Source organism: Lentzea cavernae, from assembly GCF_014653695.1.
GTDB lineage: Bacteria > Actinomycetota > Actinomycetes > Mycobacteriales > Pseudonocardiaceae > Lentzea > Lentzea cavernae.
The window spans coordinates 177,254-191,100 of the sequence record NZ_BNAR01000007.1 but is presented as its reverse complement, the minus strand read 5'-3'; the positions used below and the strand labels follow the sequence as shown (position 1 = coordinate 191,100).

Here is a 13,847-nt window from a genome sequence, read left to right as displayed (position 1 = left end):
AGACGTAACGCTCCGCTTCATCCGGATGACTTCCCGTTCCCCGCCGTTCATCGTGGTCGCGACCGCGGAGAAGGGGAGGGGCGCCGTGGAACCGTTCCGCCTGCTGCACCCCGACCTCGTGCCCCAGCGGCGCGAGGCGTTGCACCACGCCGCCTCCATGCTCGTCCAGATGGGTTTGGACGACACGGTGCTCTCGGCTTCGCCCGTGCACCAACGCCTGGCCAGGGTGGTGCTCGCCAACAGCGGTGTCATCGAGTGGTCGCCCGGTCACTGGCTGCAGGACTGCGCCCTCGACGACCGCTTCGGTGTCGTGCGGGTCGGCGGCGACCGCGGCGGGATCTTCCTGTCGGGCGTCCTGATCGCCTACCTCGACGTGCTGGAGAACGCGGCCAGGATGGGCACCTCGATCACCGAGGACTCCTGGCGCACCCTGCTCTGGGCCCCGACCGCGCTCTTCGACCACGTGCTGCGCCGCCCCCAGGTCGGCATGACGGTCGTGACGCCCGGCCGCGGCGCCGAGTACCTGCCGCTCGAACGCGCCCAGGCGGGCCAGCGCCTCTACCTCGCGCTGATGCAGGCCGTCCGGTTCGCCGTCAGCGGTGTCCTGCGCGCCGAGGACGACCGCACCCTCGTCGAGGACTGCGCGACGCTCGCGACCGCGTGCCTGCGCGCCGCGGCGGTGGCGCTCGCGTTCGCCGCCGACGTCCCGTCCGGGGTGCCGGCACCGGTCGTGGAGACCGCGGAGCACCGCTACCTGTGGCAGGTGCTCAGCGAGGTCCGCGCGGCCGTGCCGCGCGCCAGGTTCGAACAGTTCGCCGCCGCGCTGCGAAGGCTGAACGACGTCTACACCGCCTGCCCGTTGCTGGTCGCGGGCGGATAGCCCCTTCGTCTCGACTTCGCGGCGACTTTGGTCGTTTCGCGACGCCGGCCGACATCCGCTGACCTACCGTCTCGCTCATGACGGAGGAACGGTCGGCGGTAGTGGTGCGGGACGTCCGCAAGAGCTACGGCGAGCTCAAAGCGGTGGACGGTGTCTCGTTCACCGTGGCAGAAGGCGAGTTCTTCGGCATCCTGGGGCCCAACGGCGCCGGGAAGACCACCACGCTGGAGATCGTCGAGGGGCTGCGCAAGCCCGACAGCGGCGAGGTGCGGCTGCTCGGCGAGAGCCCGTGGCCGCGCAACGTGAAGTTGTTGCCGCGCATCGGAGTTCAGCTGCAGGCGACGTCGTTCTTCGACAAGCTGACGGCGAAGGAGCAGCTGCAGACGTTCGGCGCTCTCTACGGGGTGAGCGCCGGCACGGCCGCGGACATGCTGGAGCTGGTCGGCCTCGCGGACAAGGCGAACGAGCAGGAGAACAAGCTCTCCGGCGGTCAGCGCCAACGGCTCTCGATCGCGTGCGCGCTCGTGCACGACCCGGACATCGTGTTCCTCGACGAACCGACCGCGGCGCTCGACCCGCAGGCCCGCCGCAACCTCTGGGACGTGCTGCGCGCGATCAAGGAGCGCGGCAAGACCATCGTCTACACCACGCACTACCTGGACGAGGCCGAGATCCTCTGCGACCGCGTCGCGATCATGGACACCGGCAGGATCCTCGCGCTCGACCGGCCGGCGGTGCTGGTGCGCGGCCTCGACGCACCGACCCACGTGACGCTGCAGAAGGGCGGTCTGTCCCTTGTGGACGCCACCGCGCTCGACGGCGTGGACGAGGCCCACGAGGACGAGGTGTCGCTGACGCTCTCCACGCGCCGCCCCGCACCCGTGCTGTCGGCACTGGCCGAACGCGGCGCACTCGACGGCCTGCAGGTCCGCACGGCCACCCTCGAAGACGTTTTCCTCAACCTCACCGGTCGGGAGTACCGCGCATGACCGCGTTCAAGACGCTCTCGGTGGCGATGCTCAAGGGTTTCGTCCGGGACAAGGCCACGCTGTTCTTCACCTTCCTGTTCCCGCTGATGTTCCTCGTGATCTTCGGGCTGCTCCTGCGCGACGCCGGCACGGACAAGACCAAGATCGCCCTGGTGGGCGACGGCCCGGTCGTGTCGGCGCTGCGCGACAGCGGCGCGCTGGAGTTCGAGTCGTTCGGGGACGAGAACTCGGCTGTGCAGAAGGTGAAGGACGGCGACCTGCCCGCCGCGCTGATCGTCCGCGGGCAGCAGCTCGACGTGCGGTTCGCGCAGAGCGACCAGGTGCAGTCCGCGACCGTCGTCGGGATCATCAACGGGTTCGTGGACAAGGCGAACCTCGCCGCGACCGGTCAGCCGCCGACCTTCACGTTCGCCGCGGAGAAGGTCGAGGACGCCTCGCTCAAGCCGATCCAGTACCTGACGCCGGGCATCCTGTCGTGGGGTGTGGCGGTGTCGGCGGTGTTCGGTTCGGCGCTGACTCTCGTGTCGTGGCGCCGCAAGCAGGTGCTGCGGCGCATCCGGCTGGCGCCGATCTCGACGACGTCCGTGCTGTCGTCGCGGATCCTGGTCAGCGCCGGCGTCGCGATCGTGCAGGGCGCCGCGTTCATCGGCATCGCGTCACTGCCCGTGTTCGGGTTGCAGCTGTCCGGATCGTGGTGGCTCGCCATTCCGTTGCTGCTGCTGGGGACCATCGCGTTCTTCGCGCTGGGCATGCTGGTCGGCGCGTTCGCCAAGACCGAGGAAGCGGCCTCGGCGGCGGCCAACATCGTGGTGCTGCCGATGGCGTTCCTGTCCGGCACGTTCTTCCCCGTCGACCAGGCGCCCGCGTGGCTGCAGGCCGTCTCGAAGGTCTTCCCGTTGCGGCACATGAACGACGGCATGCTCGACGTGCTGGTGCGGGGCAAGGGGATCGAGGCGCTGGCGGTGCCGGTGGCGGTGCTGGTCGGGTTCTCGCTCGTGATCGGGTTCATCGCCTCCCGCGTCTTCAAGTGGGAGGAATAGGACATACCTGGACAGGCCCGGTGGTCGTGTGCTCCCCGTCACGGTTCATGATGGGGAGCCATGACGTTCTCCAGCGTGGTCGGACGGTTCCGCATCCTCGCCCTGGCCGAGGCCATCTCCTGGGCGGGCCTGCTGCTCGGGATGTTCTTCAAGTACGTCGTGGTGCAGAACGAGATCGGCGTCAAGATCTTCGGTCCGATCCACGGCTTCGTCTTCGTCGCCTTCATCCTCGTCACCCTGATGACGAAGGAGCCGCTGAAGTGGGACGCCCGCACGCTGGTCCTCGGCCTGCTGTCGAGCATCCCGCCGTTCGGCACGGTGCTCTTCGAGCGCTGGGCCTCGAAGACCGGCCGCCTCACCGAACCGGCCGCAGAGCAGCTCTGAGCTCGTCCTCGGGAACCGTGCGGTGGTAGATGCGCTCGGACTCCTCGATGTTGTCCAGGAACAGTTGGCACTTCACCGCGGTGTGCAGGTGTGACGCGCGGCGACCGGCTTCGAGCGCGTCCCACGGCCGGCTGTCAGGGCGGTGCGTCAGCCACGCCTCGCACCACACCCGCGCGAGGTGGTCGCGGAACTCGGGCGCGCAGTAGGCGATCACCCGGCACGCGTCGAGTGCCGGATGTCCCCAGACGGCGTCGGACCAGTCGATGATCATGCCGGTGGTGCGCCAGTTGCCGGGGTGGAAGTCGCCGTGCGTCAGCGTGTCCGGCAGCCCGAAGTCCGGCATCGGCACTGCGGTCGGCCGCACCCGCGGCGGGCCTGCCAGCGCGTTCTGCACGGCCACCCAGCGCGGCAGGATCAGTTCGGCGTACTCGGGCTCGAACGGCCAGCACATGTGGCCGGCCGTGTCGGTGAGCAGGATCCGCTGGGGCGCGGAGGCGATGACCTGCGGCACCAGGTCCGGGTCGTGCTCGGCGACCATCCGGATCACTTCGCCCTCGTCGGCGAAGAACGACGGGATCTCCTTCAGCCACACCGGTCCGTCCGCCGTCGGCAGCCGGTGCACGGTCGAGACGTTCCACGTGCGGACCTGCGCGGCCGGCCCTGTGCGTTCGACCAGGGTGTCCGCCCAGGCGAGCAGGTCGGCGGGGCCACCCCTGCGCGCGAACGGCGCCCGGTGCGGGGCGTCCGCCTCGGGTTCGTCCGCCGGGTGGAGCTTCGTGCGGTCCGGTTCGCCGAGCGCCTCGACGTGATAGGTGACGAGCCCGCCGCACGGCATCTCTCCACCCTCGGTGGAGATCATCCTCAGGACGTGCGTGGGCACGCCCAGCAGTGCTTCGAGGGCCTCGTTGACCGGTTCGACGTGGTACCAGTCGAGCGTCGGGACCGGGAACGGGTCCGTGCGGCCCGCGAACCCGCTCGGCGCGCTGACCAGGGCGATGACCATGCGCCCCGTCATCCGGTCACCAGTCGCAGGGCGGCTCGCAGGTGCTTCTCGGGATCTCCGCGGTGGTAGATGCGCTCGGACTCCTCGATGTTGTCCAGGAACTGCTGGTACTGCGCCGCGAGCAGCAGGTGCGCGGCGCGGCGGGCGGTGTCGAGCGCCTCGAGCGGGCGGCTGTCCGGCCGGTGCCGCAGCCACGCCTCGCTCCACACGCGACGGATCAGGTCGTGCAGTTCGGGCCGGCAGAACTCGATGAGCCTGCCCGCGTCCAGCGCCGGGTGGCCCCACACGGCGTCCGACCAGTCGATGACCACACCGCTGTCGAACCAGTTGCCGGGGTGGAAGTCGCCGTGCACCAGCGTGTCCGGCAGGCCGAAGTCCGGCATCGGCACGACGCACGGCTTCAGCCGCGGCTCACCGGCCAGCGCGTGCTGGACGGCGACCCAGCGCGGCACGACCTCCTCGACGTGCTCGGGCCTGGTGGCCCAGCAGTCCTCGCCGGGAGCCTCGCCGAGCAGGATCCGCCGCGGTGCCGAGGCGATCACCGGCGGCACCAGGCCGGGGTCGTGCTCGGCGACCATCTCGATCACCGAGCCCTCGTCGGCGAAGAACGGCGGCACGGTCTTGAGCCACGCGGAGCCGTTCGCGGTCGGCAGGCGGTGCACGCTCGACAGGTTCCACGACTTCACCTGGACGGGCGGGCCGGTGCGCCCGACGTGCTCGTCGGCCCACTCGACCAGCTCGGACGGGCCGCCCTGTCGTGCCCACGGCAGCCTGTGGGGGGCGTCCGCGGCGGGTTCCTCCGCCGGGTGGAGGTGCGTCCGGTCGGGTTCGCCGTGCGCCTCGACGTGGTAGGTGACGAGGCCGCCGCCCGACCTTTCGCCGCCTTCGACGGACACCAGCCGGAGCACGCTCGTCCGTACGCCCAGCAGGTGTTCCAGCACCTCGTTGACGGGTTCGACGTCGGGCCAGTACCGCGAGCTCACCGGGAGCGCGTCCGTGCGGCCCGCGAACCCGTTCGGGGTGCTGACCAGGGCGATGATCGACCGTTCGCTCACGGGGTCACCAGCCGCAGGGCCTCGCGGAGCTCCACCTGGGGGTCGCCCTCGTGGTAGATCCGTTCGGAGGTCTCGATGTTGTCGAGGAACTCCTGGTACTTCACCGCGTTGTGCAGCCGGGACGCGCGGGGTGCGACCTCCAGCGCCTCCAGGGGCCGGCTGTCCGGGCGGTGCGCGAGCCAGGCGTCGCTCCACACGCGACGGATGAGGTCGTGCAATTCGGGTTCGGCGTACTCCATGAGCCGGCACGCGTCGAACGCCGGGTGACCCCAGACGGCGTCGGACCAGTCGATGACCACACCGCTGCTCAGCCAGTTGCCGGGGTGGAAGTCGCCGTGGGTCAGCGTGTCGGGCAGGCCGAAGTCCGGCATCGGCACGGCGGACGGCCGCAGGCGCGGTTCACCGGCCAGCGCGTGCTGCACGGCGACCCAGCGCGGCACGACCTCCTCGACGTGCGCGGCGGTGACCGGCCAGCACTTCGTGCCCTCGGCCTGGCTCATCAGCACGCGGTGGGGTGCGGAGGCCAGCACCTCGGGCACCAGCGCCGGGTCGTGGGCGGCGACCAACCTGATCACGGTGCCCTCGTCGGCGAAGAACGGCGGCACGGCCTTGAGCCACACCGGTCCGCCAGCGGTGGGAAGGCGGTGCACGCTCGACAGGTTCCACGTCCTGACCTGCGCCGCCGGGCCGGTGCGGGTGATCACCTCGTCCGCCCACCCGACCAGCTCAGCCGGTCCGCCCGGACGAGCCCAGAGCAGCCGGTTCTCGGCGTCCGGTTCGGGTGCGTCGGCGGGGTCGAGGTGGGTGCGACCGGGTTCGTCGTGCGCCTCGACGTGGTAGGTGACGACACCGCCGAACGGTGCGTCGCCGCCCTCGACCGAGATCAGGCGCAGGACGCTCGTCTCGACGCCGAGCAGGTCGCGCAGGGCGGTGTTGACCGGTTCGACGTGGTTCCAGTCGGGTGTGGCGACCGGGAACGGGCGGGTGCGGCCGGTGAACCCGCCGGGGGTGCTGACGAGGGCGACTGCCGAGCGGTCCGGTCGTTCCGACATGGGCTCATCAGGCCACAGAACGGCCAGGACGCCCAACCGAATTAATCTTCGAAGTCGCCGCTCGCCCGGCGGACCTTCGCGAGCAGGTCCGTGAGCTGCTCGGTCTGGCGGTCGGTGAGGCCCTTCAGGCCGAGGTTGACCTCGACGACGGCCGCGGTCGCGCTCTCACGGCGCTGCAGGCCCGCGTCGGTGATCTCGACCAGCGTGGTGCGGCGGTCGGTCGGGTGCGGCGTGCGGCGGACGAGGCCGTCGCTCTCCAGCCGGTCGACGATGTTCGTGACGCTCGTCGGGTGCAGCTGCAGGCGCTCGCCCATCACGCGCATCGGCAGCGCGCCCTTGCGGGAGAAGTAGAGGAGCACCAACGCCTCGTAGCGCGCGAACGTGAGCCCGTGCGGCTTGAGGGCTGCGTCCACGGCGGACTGGATGATTTGCTGGACACGCATGACGCTCGTGACGGCGGCCATCGACGTCGCGGAACCGATCCGGTCGTCCCACAGTCCGGCCGCGCGGGCGATCGGATCGAACGGCAGCGGTGTCATGGGCACCGAAGCTACCAGTCAGTACAACCCGTGATCACCAGGAGGCTCGTGTGCTTGTCGCGTTCAGCGTTGCTCCGTCCGGTTCGGACTCGTCGGGAGGCGTCGCGAAGGCCGTGGCCGAGGCGATCAGGGTCGTGCGGGAGTCCGGCCTGCCCAACGAGACGAACGCGATGTTCACCTTGATCGAGGGGGAGTGGGACGAGGTGATGGACGTCGTGAAGCGTGCGACCGAAGCCGTCCAGGCCAGTGCGCCGCGCGTCTCGCTCGTGCTCAAGGCGGACATCCGGCCCGGCTTCACCGGTCAGCTCAAGGCCAAGGTCGACCGCGTCGAGGAACACCTGTCCGACACGCCGTGAACCCATCCCCGGATGGCCGAACGCTCTACGCCGCCACGGTGAGTGGACCCGTGCGGCGGCGTCCGCTGGGTTAGCGTGTCGGGCGTGGAAGCGAGGCAGCTGTGGTTGAGGTTCGAGCCCTACCACGACGTCACGTACTTCACGCCCGAGTCCCGCGCGGCGACCGACGCGCTGGGCTGCAAGGGCGGCTGGATGGGCTACTTCGGCATGCGCGCCGCACCGCTGGGCGTCGCGTCGCCGGAACTGGTGACGGCGGTGTTCTACAACTTCGCGCCGCGCATGGTCAGCCGTGCGCTGCCGGACGCGTGGGACGTCGCTGCGCCCTCCGCCTATCTGGAGGCCCGGCTGCAGGGCGTCGACGGGGCGTTACGGCGCCTGCTGGGCTCAGTCGGCACACCGGAGATCGTCGAGGCGGCCGCCTTGGCCCGTGAGGCCGCGCTGGCGGCTCCGCTGGCCGGCCGCCCGCTGGCCGCGGCGAACCGCGCGTTGCCCTGGCCCTCGGAACCCCATCTCGCGCTGTGGCACGCCTGCACGATCCTGCGCGAGGCACGCGGCGACGGTCACGTGGCGGCTCTGGTGGCCGCCGGCGTGGGCCCGTGCCAAGCGCTTGCGCTCTACGCGCGTGAGCATTCCCTCGATCCGGCATACATGCGCACCGCGCGTGGTTGGACTGTCGAAGAATGGGAAGAGGTCGTGGACTTGCCCGGCGACCTCGACTCGGTGGAACGAGCGACCGACGCGGCCGCTCTAACGCCGTGGAAAGCGCTGGGTGAAGCAGGTACAAGGCGGTTCATCGACCTGATGACACCGCTCGCTCGACGCATCGCCTCGGCCAACGAGGCGATGCGCGTCAACCCGATGGCCCTGGACCCGGTCCGGGAACTAGCCGTGCCAGGATGGAACACGTGACAAGGCCTGATCCTCGCAAGACCGCCGCACTGTCCGCCGCGCTCTCGGGCGCCGTCGACCTGGGCGCCCTGAAGGCCCGAGCAGACGCCGCTCGCACCGCCTCCGCAGCGCCCGCCGCCGCCTCCGCCGGTTCCGCCCCGGCGCCCGACAACGGCTCCGCGCCGTGGATCGTGGACGTCACCGAGGCCTCGTTCCAGGCGGTGGTCGAGCAGTCCCTGCAGGTGCCCGTCGTGGTGCTGCTGGGCGCCTCGTACAGCCCCGAGTCGCAGCAGCTGGCCGCCTCGCTGACCCGGTTCGCCTCGGCTTCCGGTGGGGCCTGGATCCTCGCTCGCGTCGATCTGGAGACCGCGCCCCGGATCGGGCAGGCGTTCGGGGTGCAGTCCGTGCCCACGACTGTCGCCGTTGCCGCAGGTCAGCCGATTGACGCGTTCGCCGGGCCCATTGCCGACGCCGAGTTGTCGCAGTGGATCGCGCGGTTGCTGGACGCGTTGCGGGAGAGGTTGCCCGGGATTCGGGCCGGTGAGGCTCGGGCCGGGGCTCCTGTCGAGGTCGAAGAAGCTCCTGAGGATCCTCGGATCGTTGCTGCCGAGGAAGCTTTTGAGCGTGGCGATTATGTTGCCGCTCAGGGGTTCTACTCGGAGATTCTGGCTTCTGAGCCTTCGAACGAGTTGGCGAAGGAAGGGTTGGCGCAGGCTCGGTTCGCTGAGCGGGCTGAGGCTGTTGATCCCGCGGTGATCGCCAAGGCCGATGGGGCGCCTGAGGACATCGATGCCCAGTTGGCTGCTGCTGACGCGCAGGTGGCCGGGCAGATGGTGGAGGAGGCGTTCTCGCGGTTGGTGGGGACGGTTCGGCGGGTGTTCGGGGAGGATCGGGATCGGGTTCGGGCTCATCTGGTTGGGCTTTTTGAGCTGTTCCCGGCGGATGATCCTCGGGTTGCTGCGGCTCGGCGGAGTTTGGCTTCGGCGTTGTACTGATCTTGTCGGGGTTGGTGAGTAGGTTGAGTTGTAGGGGTTCCCGAAACGGGGGGACGCCTGCGTTGGCTTGCGTTCCCCTGTTTCGTTGGCGGGTTGCTGTTTGGTGGTTCCCCTGGGGCTCTGCCCCAGACCCCGGCAATCTGAGATGGGGGCCTGCGCCGCTCGTGGGTTGATGGCACGCCTGTTTGTGTTGGGCGGCTGCGCGTTGCGTTGTTTGTTGCGTTGGCGGTGGGGTCCCATCACAAGTCGTACCAAGAGCGGGCCACATGTGAGTAGGGGTGTCAAGCGGGCGAAGAGCGTGCCCGCTTGACACCCCTACTCACATGCAGCAAGTGCTGTGGTGCGACTCGTGATGGGACCCCACCGCCCAAGCCGTGTGGAAAGACGGCTCGCCTTCGGCATCGCTGGAGGACGGCTCGTCTTCGGCTTCGCGTGCCATCAGGTGTTTTCTAGGGGCGGCGTCGTTCCAAAAGGACTGTATCTCGCCATTCGCCGTGGTGTTGGGCGATTCGTTCGCGTAGGCCCACGGTGCGGAACCCCGCCTTGTGGTGCAGGGCGATGCTGGCGCGGTTCTCCGGGAAGATGACGGCCTGCAGGGTCCAGAGGTCGTCGGCGTCGGCGGCGGCGACCTGGTGGTGCAGAAGGGTTTTGCCCACGCCCTTGCCCTGGGATGCGTCGGCCACGTAGATCGACGTCTCCGCCACGCCGGCGTAGCACTCGCGGGGGGAGATCGGGGTGGCTGAGGCCCAGCCTGCGACTGTGCCGTTCACCTCGGCTATCCAGCGGTGGTCTGGTAGCCACTTGGATTCCAGGGTTCTGCGGGAGGGGACTTCGGTTTCGAAGGTGGCGTTGCCCGAGGCGATGCCCTCGCCGTAGATGCGGCGGACCTCTGGCCAGTCCTGGGCTGTCATGGCTCGTACGGTCACGCCTGGGGCCGGGCGGAGGGTGCCGGTGGTGGACAGGGCGCCCATCACCGCGTCCGCTGCGTGGGGGAGGCCTGTGCAGCAGGCCGGGTTCACGGTGACGAGGGTGGTGGTGCCTTCTCGTTGTACGTGGAGGAAGCCGACTTCGGCCAGTTTGCGGACGTGATGGGAGCAGGTGGACTGGCTCACGCCCAGCAGGGTGGTCAGTTCGCCCACGGTGACGGGGGCTGGTGCCGAGGCCACGTGGTGGAGCAGGCGGACCCTGGTCGGGTCGGACAGCGTCGCGAACCACGAGGCGTAGGTCGTGGCTTCATCGGTGAGCACGCTAGCGAGTATCGATCGGTGTCGATTGAATAATCAAACCGAATACTTCTTCACGCAGAAGGAGAGGCCTCGGAAGAAGCCGTCGCCGAAGGCTTCCACGCGGGCGAAGCCCGAGGGGACCGCTTTGCCGTTGACGTCTGCGGCGATGAGGCTGTCGTCTGCCAGGAGTTCGGCCACTGCCTCGTCCAGGTCGCCGGGGGAGAGTTTCAGGTTCGCCGCCGCGTCCGGGCGGTTGGTGAGGCCTGCCCAGGCTCCTGTGAGGCAGGCGGTGCGCTGGCCTGCTGCGTCGTCGTCGAGTTTGAAGCCCGTGGCGTTCTGGATCGAGAGGGAGAAGCGGGAGGCGATGACGGCGAACGCCGCGAAGTCGCCGATGCCGCCCTTGGAGCCGCGCTTCGGGGGCGTGCCGATCTTGACCAGTTGCGGGAGGTCCAGTTGGACCTGGTTGACGGCGGGGCAGTAGGAGGCCGGGGACGTGGTCTGGGCGTCGGTGCAGGGCTTGATGCCTCCCCGGTCGAAGGCGGGGAAGACGGCGCCGCTCGACTTGTAGGCGTCGCGCAGTGACTCCTCCAGGGCCCTGAGGTACTTCTCCTCGTCGATCTTCGCGTTGCCGCGGCCCTGGCCCTGGTCGGTGTCGGAGAGGTCGAAGGGTCGTTCGGTGATGCGCTTGGCGATCTCGGCCTCGTTGATCTCGGCGCAGCGGGCGGCGCCTCGGGTGAAGCCGAACTGGAAGGCCGAGACGCGGTCGAACGCGCTGCCGTGGGCGCCCTGCTTCTCGAAGGACGTGCCGGCGCTGTCGCGGATGAAGAACATCGTCTGCAGGACCTGGTTGAGGCCCTCGCCGGTGGAGAGCTCGAAGTGCTTCGCCTTGTTCTCGGCGACGTGGCGCATGAAGACGCCGGTGTAGCAGTCGGCCTGCTGCTCCTTGACGATCGACGGGGTGTTGGCGCCGATGCCGGAGGCCGGTCCGAGCTTGTACTGGACGGCGTGGCCCATCTCGTGGGCGAGCACCGTCACGACGGCCATCGGGCCGAAGGAGTCCTTCAGCATCGGGAGGAGTTCGCCCCGGTCCCAGGTGATGCTGTCGTCGAGGGCGCAGTAGAACGCGTTGGCGATGCCGGTGGTGTTGAGCTTGCAGACCTCGACGCCCTTGCCGTTGGAGTCGTAGGACAGCAGGCGCTTCACCGGCTCGAACGTCTTGCCGGAGAAGGAGCGGGGGATCTCGGCCTTCCAGAACTCCTGCACGTCGGCGAGGGCGTTGATGGCGAGGCGGTCCATCTCGCCGCCGTCGCCGTTCTCCACGCTCAGGTCCGCGTCCGGAACGCCCTGCTTGGGGCCGGACGGGCCGTTGGAGATCTCGAGGCCCGCGACCTTCGTGGGGTCGGGCCGCTCGCCCTTCGGGTCGCCCTCGACCACGGAAGCGCACGCGGTCAACGTTGCGGTCACGGCCAGCGCGACGGCGATTCGCCCGAATCCCATGAGGTCAGACCCTACTAAGCCGCATTCGGCCACGTGCAGCAAGTGCCAGGGGCCAAACGTGAAACCTCCTCACTCCCTGGGGTGATTTCAAGACTGCACGGACTCGTTTTCGTTGTCCCGCCAGGGTTTCCGGCCCCACAGTCCACCTCACGAAAGCCTTCAGTGTGGAAGGAGTCCGGGGGTATTGGTAGAACGCGCTGGGCACGGTTCGTCGGGGTGCTCGGCATCGGTGCCGTGGGTGCCGGTGCCCTCCTGTTCGGGATGTCCCAGGGAGCGCTGGCCGCCTCGTTCGCGGTGTCCGGCACCAACTTCAAGGTGTCCGCCGACAACTTGACGGGCCAGGGATTCGTCCAGTTCGGCGGTGTGGACGCGGGTGCGGGCAAGACCCACGTCGTCGCGGTCAGCGGCTTCAAGACGGCGAGGCTCGACAAGTTCTGCCAGTCGGTGTTCGTCGCCAACATGCCGATCGTCGGTGACATCACGATGCGCATCACCGCGGACGGCGTGGGCGGCATGTCGGCCGACAACCTGGTCGTCAACCTCACCGACCTCAACGGTGACCTGGTCCTCGGCAACCCCGAGATCGGCATCGACGCCAACAAGGTGACCAAGGGACCCGAGAACCTCCGGGGCCTGCCGGGCTCGTTCGGCCTGCAGGCCGACACGGCGAACATCACCTCGCTGCAGCAGACCGCCTGGGCCACCACGGCCCAGACCATCAGGTTCAAGGGCATGAACCTGACCATTCGCCAGGGGAAGCAAGAGTGCTTCTGAGGATCTGGCGCGGCTTCACCGCGTGGCGACGTGGCCGGCCCTTCTGGGCCGGTCTCTTCGTGGCCGCGGGTGCCTTCATCATCCTGTTCCCGCCGTTCGTCGGCGTGAAGCTCGGCGACATGGTCATCTCGATCAAGACGATCGGCGGCACGTCCGCGTTGCTGATCGGCGCGTTGCTCGCGATCTGCGCGGTGTCGCTGTGGGTGCAACCCAAGTTCCGGCTGGCGGCGGGCCTCGTCACGGTGCTGTTGTCGCTGGTCGCGCTCGTCGTGACCAACCTCGGCGGCTTCCTGGCCGGCACGGTCCTCAGCCTGCTCGGCGGTGCCCTCGCCGTGGCGTGGACGGACGAGCCCAAGGTGCTGAAGGAGGCGAAGGGGTCGAGGAGGGCGCGGGAGGAGAACGCGGAGCCCACGGAGAAGGTTCAGCCCACATGATCCGATCACAGCCGCTGGCCGCCGCGGCGATGGTCGCGGTGCTGGCGCTGCAACCGCCGTCGAGCACCGAACCGCCGCCGTCGTCGTCCGCCCCCGGCAGCAGCTCACCGGCCCCGACCAGCACGACCGGCACACCATCGGAGCCACCGCCCGCGTCGAGCACCAGTGCCACTCCACCGCCCGCGTCGTCGTCCGTGCCGGTCCCACCGTCCGGCACGGAGCCTCCGTCCTCGACGCCGGCGCCCCCGCCACCGGCCCCTGCCCCGGTGGCGGGGGGAGGGCGCGAGTGGACCCTGACGGCGTCCCGGCTCGACCTCGGCGGCCTCAACTTCGCCGGCGTCGTCGACGCGCTGCTGAACGGGCAGGTCGTCAAGGTCCTGAAGTTCACCGCGTCGGACATGAAGATCAAGGACCTGGTGCAGACCGCCGAGGTCTCACCGGGCGTCAAGCTCGTCACCGCGGCACGGCCGGGCAGCACCTCCACGGTGTCGCCGGGCCGCATCGAGCTGTACACGGTGCAGCTCAAGGGCAACATCGACCTGCTCGGCATCAAGATCCCGGTCGACTACACCGCGGCGCACCCACCGCCGCTCACCGTGCCGTTCGCGACCTTCACCGAGGTCACGGTGCGCAACACGGACCTGATCGGCGGCACGCTGAGGATCCCGGGCGCGCGGATCTCGGTGGTGGCCGACCAGGCACCGGTAGAAAGACGCTGAAGCCCGCACCAGGCCT

General features: G+C 69.4%; 16 protein-coding genes. 10 read left to right on the top strand and 6 right to left on the bottom strand.

Annotation, left to right across the window (positions count from 1 at the left end; genetic code table 11):
• Window positions 1–25 precede the first annotated feature (25 nt).
• From IE307_RS23840 to IE307_RS23825, 4 genes are all read left to right on the top strand, one after another.
• A complete protein-coding gene (locus IE307_RS23840; RefSeq protein WP_191301227.1) occupies window positions 26–880 on the top strand; it encodes a 3-methyl-L-tyrosine peroxygenase-related protein in 855 nt (284 codons plus the stop codon).
• Between the two features lie 77 nt (window positions 881–957).
• Window positions 958–1,869, top strand: coding sequence for an ABC transporter ATP-binding protein (locus tag IE307_RS23835; RefSeq protein ID WP_191301225.1), 912 nt, complete (start codon window positions 958–960; stop codon window positions 1,867–1,869).
• Window positions 1,866–2,909 (top strand): ABC transporter permease, encoded by a 1,044-nt coding sequence (locus IE307_RS23830; RefSeq protein ID WP_191301223.1) that lies wholly within the window; start codon window positions 1,866–1,868, stop codon window positions 2,907–2,909. The genes IE307_RS23835 and IE307_RS23830 overlap by 4 nt, the downstream gene beginning before the upstream one ends.
• A 60-nt stretch (window positions 2,910–2,969) precedes the next feature.
• Window positions 2,970–3,293 carry a DUF3817 domain-containing protein gene (locus tag IE307_RS23825; RefSeq protein ID WP_191301220.1) on the top strand — a complete coding sequence of 108 codons (324 nt, stop codon included), beginning with the start codon at window positions 2,970–2,972 and terminating at the stop codon, window positions 3,291–3,293.
• On the opposite strand, the gene IE307_RS23820 is transcribed toward IE307_RS23825, so the two are convergent.
• From IE307_RS23820 to IE307_RS23805, 4 genes are read right to left on the bottom strand one after another with little or no spacing between them, the layout of a single operon-like run.
• Window positions 3,265–4,308, bottom strand: coding sequence for a phosphotransferase (locus tag IE307_RS23820; RefSeq protein ID WP_191301218.1), 1,044 nt, complete (start codon window positions 4,306–4,308; stop codon window positions 3,265–3,267). The genes IE307_RS23825 and IE307_RS23820 overlap by 29 nt on opposite strands.
• Window positions 4,305–5,351, bottom strand: coding sequence for a phosphotransferase family protein (locus IE307_RS23815; RefSeq protein ID WP_191301216.1), 1,047 nt, complete (start codon window positions 5,349–5,351; stop codon window positions 4,305–4,307). The genes IE307_RS23820 and IE307_RS23815 overlap by 4 nt, the downstream gene beginning before the upstream one ends.
• Entirely contained in the window at window positions 5,348–6,403 is a 1,056-nt protein-coding gene (locus IE307_RS23810; RefSeq protein ID WP_191301214.1) for a phosphotransferase, read from the bottom strand. Before IE307_RS23810 ends, IE307_RS23815 begins: the two co-directional genes overlap by 4 nt.
• Window positions 6,404–6,444: 41 nt before the next feature.
• Window positions 6,445–6,942, bottom strand: a complete 498-nt coding sequence (locus IE307_RS23805) for a MarR family winged helix-turn-helix transcriptional regulator (protein ID WP_191301212.1) — start codon at window positions 6,940–6,942, stop codon at window positions 6,445–6,447.
• 50 nt (window positions 6,943–6,992) lie between these two features.
• Between IE307_RS23805 and IE307_RS23800 the strand changes: the two genes are divergently transcribed.
• The 3 genes from IE307_RS23800 (at window position 6,993) to IE307_RS23790 (ending at window position 9,181) form a co-directional block, all read left to right on the top strand.
• A complete protein-coding gene (locus IE307_RS23800; RefSeq protein WP_191301210.1) occupies window positions 6,993–7,298 on the top strand; it encodes an MTH1187 family thiamine-binding protein in 306 nt (101 codons plus the stop codon).
• 84 nt (window positions 7,299–7,382) lie between these two features.
• The gene (locus tag IE307_RS23795) at window positions 7,383–8,207 is read left to right on the top strand and encodes an SCO6745 family protein (protein ID WP_191301208.1); all 825 of its coding nucleotides are present in this window, start codon (window positions 7,383–7,385) and stop codon (window positions 8,205–8,207) included.
• Window positions 8,204–9,181 carry a tetratricopeptide repeat protein gene (locus tag IE307_RS23790; RefSeq protein WP_191301206.1) on the top strand — a complete coding sequence of 326 codons (978 nt, stop codon included), beginning with the start codon at window positions 8,204–8,206 and terminating at the stop codon, window positions 9,179–9,181. Before IE307_RS23795 ends, IE307_RS23790 begins: the two co-directional genes overlap by 4 nt.
• 449 nt (window positions 9,182–9,630) lie before the next feature.
• Here IE307_RS23790 and IE307_RS23785 read toward each other — a convergent pair whose 3' ends face one another.
• Window positions 9,631–10,428: a helix-turn-helix domain-containing GNAT family N-acetyltransferase gene (locus tag IE307_RS23785; RefSeq protein WP_229905013.1), complete on the bottom strand. Its 798-nt coding sequence runs from the start codon at window positions 10,426–10,428 to the stop codon at window positions 9,631–9,633.
• A gap of 33 nt (window positions 10,429–10,461) precedes the next feature.
• A complete protein-coding gene (locus IE307_RS23780; RefSeq protein ID WP_191301204.1) occupies window positions 10,462–11,904 on the bottom strand; it encodes a neutral zinc metallopeptidase in 1,443 nt (480 codons plus the stop codon).
• A gap of 216 nt (window positions 11,905–12,120) precedes the next feature.
• On the opposite strand from IE307_RS23780, the gene IE307_RS23775 reads away from it, so the two are divergent.
• From IE307_RS23775 to IE307_RS23765, 3 genes are read left to right on the top strand one after another with little or no spacing between them, the layout of a single operon-like run.
• Entirely contained in the window at window positions 12,121–12,678 is a 558-nt protein-coding gene (locus IE307_RS23775) for a DUF6230 family protein (protein ID WP_191301202.1), read from the top strand.
• The gene (locus IE307_RS23770; RefSeq protein WP_191301200.1) at window positions 12,669–13,112 is read left to right on the top strand and encodes a DUF6114 domain-containing protein; all 444 of its coding nucleotides are present in this window, start codon (window positions 12,669–12,671) and stop codon (window positions 13,110–13,112) included. The genes IE307_RS23775 and IE307_RS23770 overlap by 10 nt, the downstream gene beginning before the upstream one ends.
• The gene (locus tag IE307_RS23765; protein ID WP_191301198.1) at window positions 13,109–13,831 is read left to right on the top strand and encodes a hypothetical protein; all 723 of its coding nucleotides are present in this window, start codon (window positions 13,109–13,111) and stop codon (window positions 13,829–13,831) included. The genes IE307_RS23770 and IE307_RS23765 overlap by 4 nt, the downstream gene beginning before the upstream one ends.
• Window positions 13,832–13,847 lie beyond the last annotated feature (16 nt).

Coding starts and splice junctions, on each gene's coding strand:
- IE307_RS23840 (WP_191301227.1), top strand. CDS start 26: ATGACTTCCCGTTCCCCGCCGTTCATCGTGGTCGCGACCGCGGAGAAG.
- IE307_RS23835 (WP_191301225.1), top strand. CDS start 958: ATGACGGAGGAACGGTCGGCGGTAGTGGTGCGGGACGTCCGCAAGAGC.
- IE307_RS23830 (WP_191301223.1), top strand. CDS start 1,866: ATGACCGCGTTCAAGACGCTCTCGGTGGCGATGCTCAAGGGTTTCGTC.
- IE307_RS23825 (WP_191301220.1), top strand. CDS start 2,970: ATGACGTTCTCCAGCGTGGTCGGACGGTTCCGCATCCTCGCCCTGGCC.
- IE307_RS23820 (WP_191301218.1), bottom strand. CDS start 4,308: ATGACGGGGCGCATGGTCATCGCCCTGGTCAGCGCGCCGAGCGGGTTC.
- IE307_RS23810 (WP_191301214.1), bottom strand. CDS start 6,403: ATGTCGGAACGACCGGACCGCTCGGCAGTCGCCCTCGTCAGCACCCCC.
- IE307_RS23805 (WP_191301212.1), bottom strand. CDS start 6,942: ATGACACCGCTGCCGTTCGATCCGATCGCCCGCGCGGCCGGACTGTGG.
- IE307_RS23780 (WP_191301204.1), bottom strand. CDS start 11,904: ATGGGATTCGGGCGAATCGCCGTCGCGCTGGCCGTGACCGCAACGTTG.
- IE307_RS23765 (WP_191301198.1), top strand. CDS start 13,109: ATGATCCGATCACAGCCGCTGGCCGCCGCGGCGATGGTCGCGGTGCTG.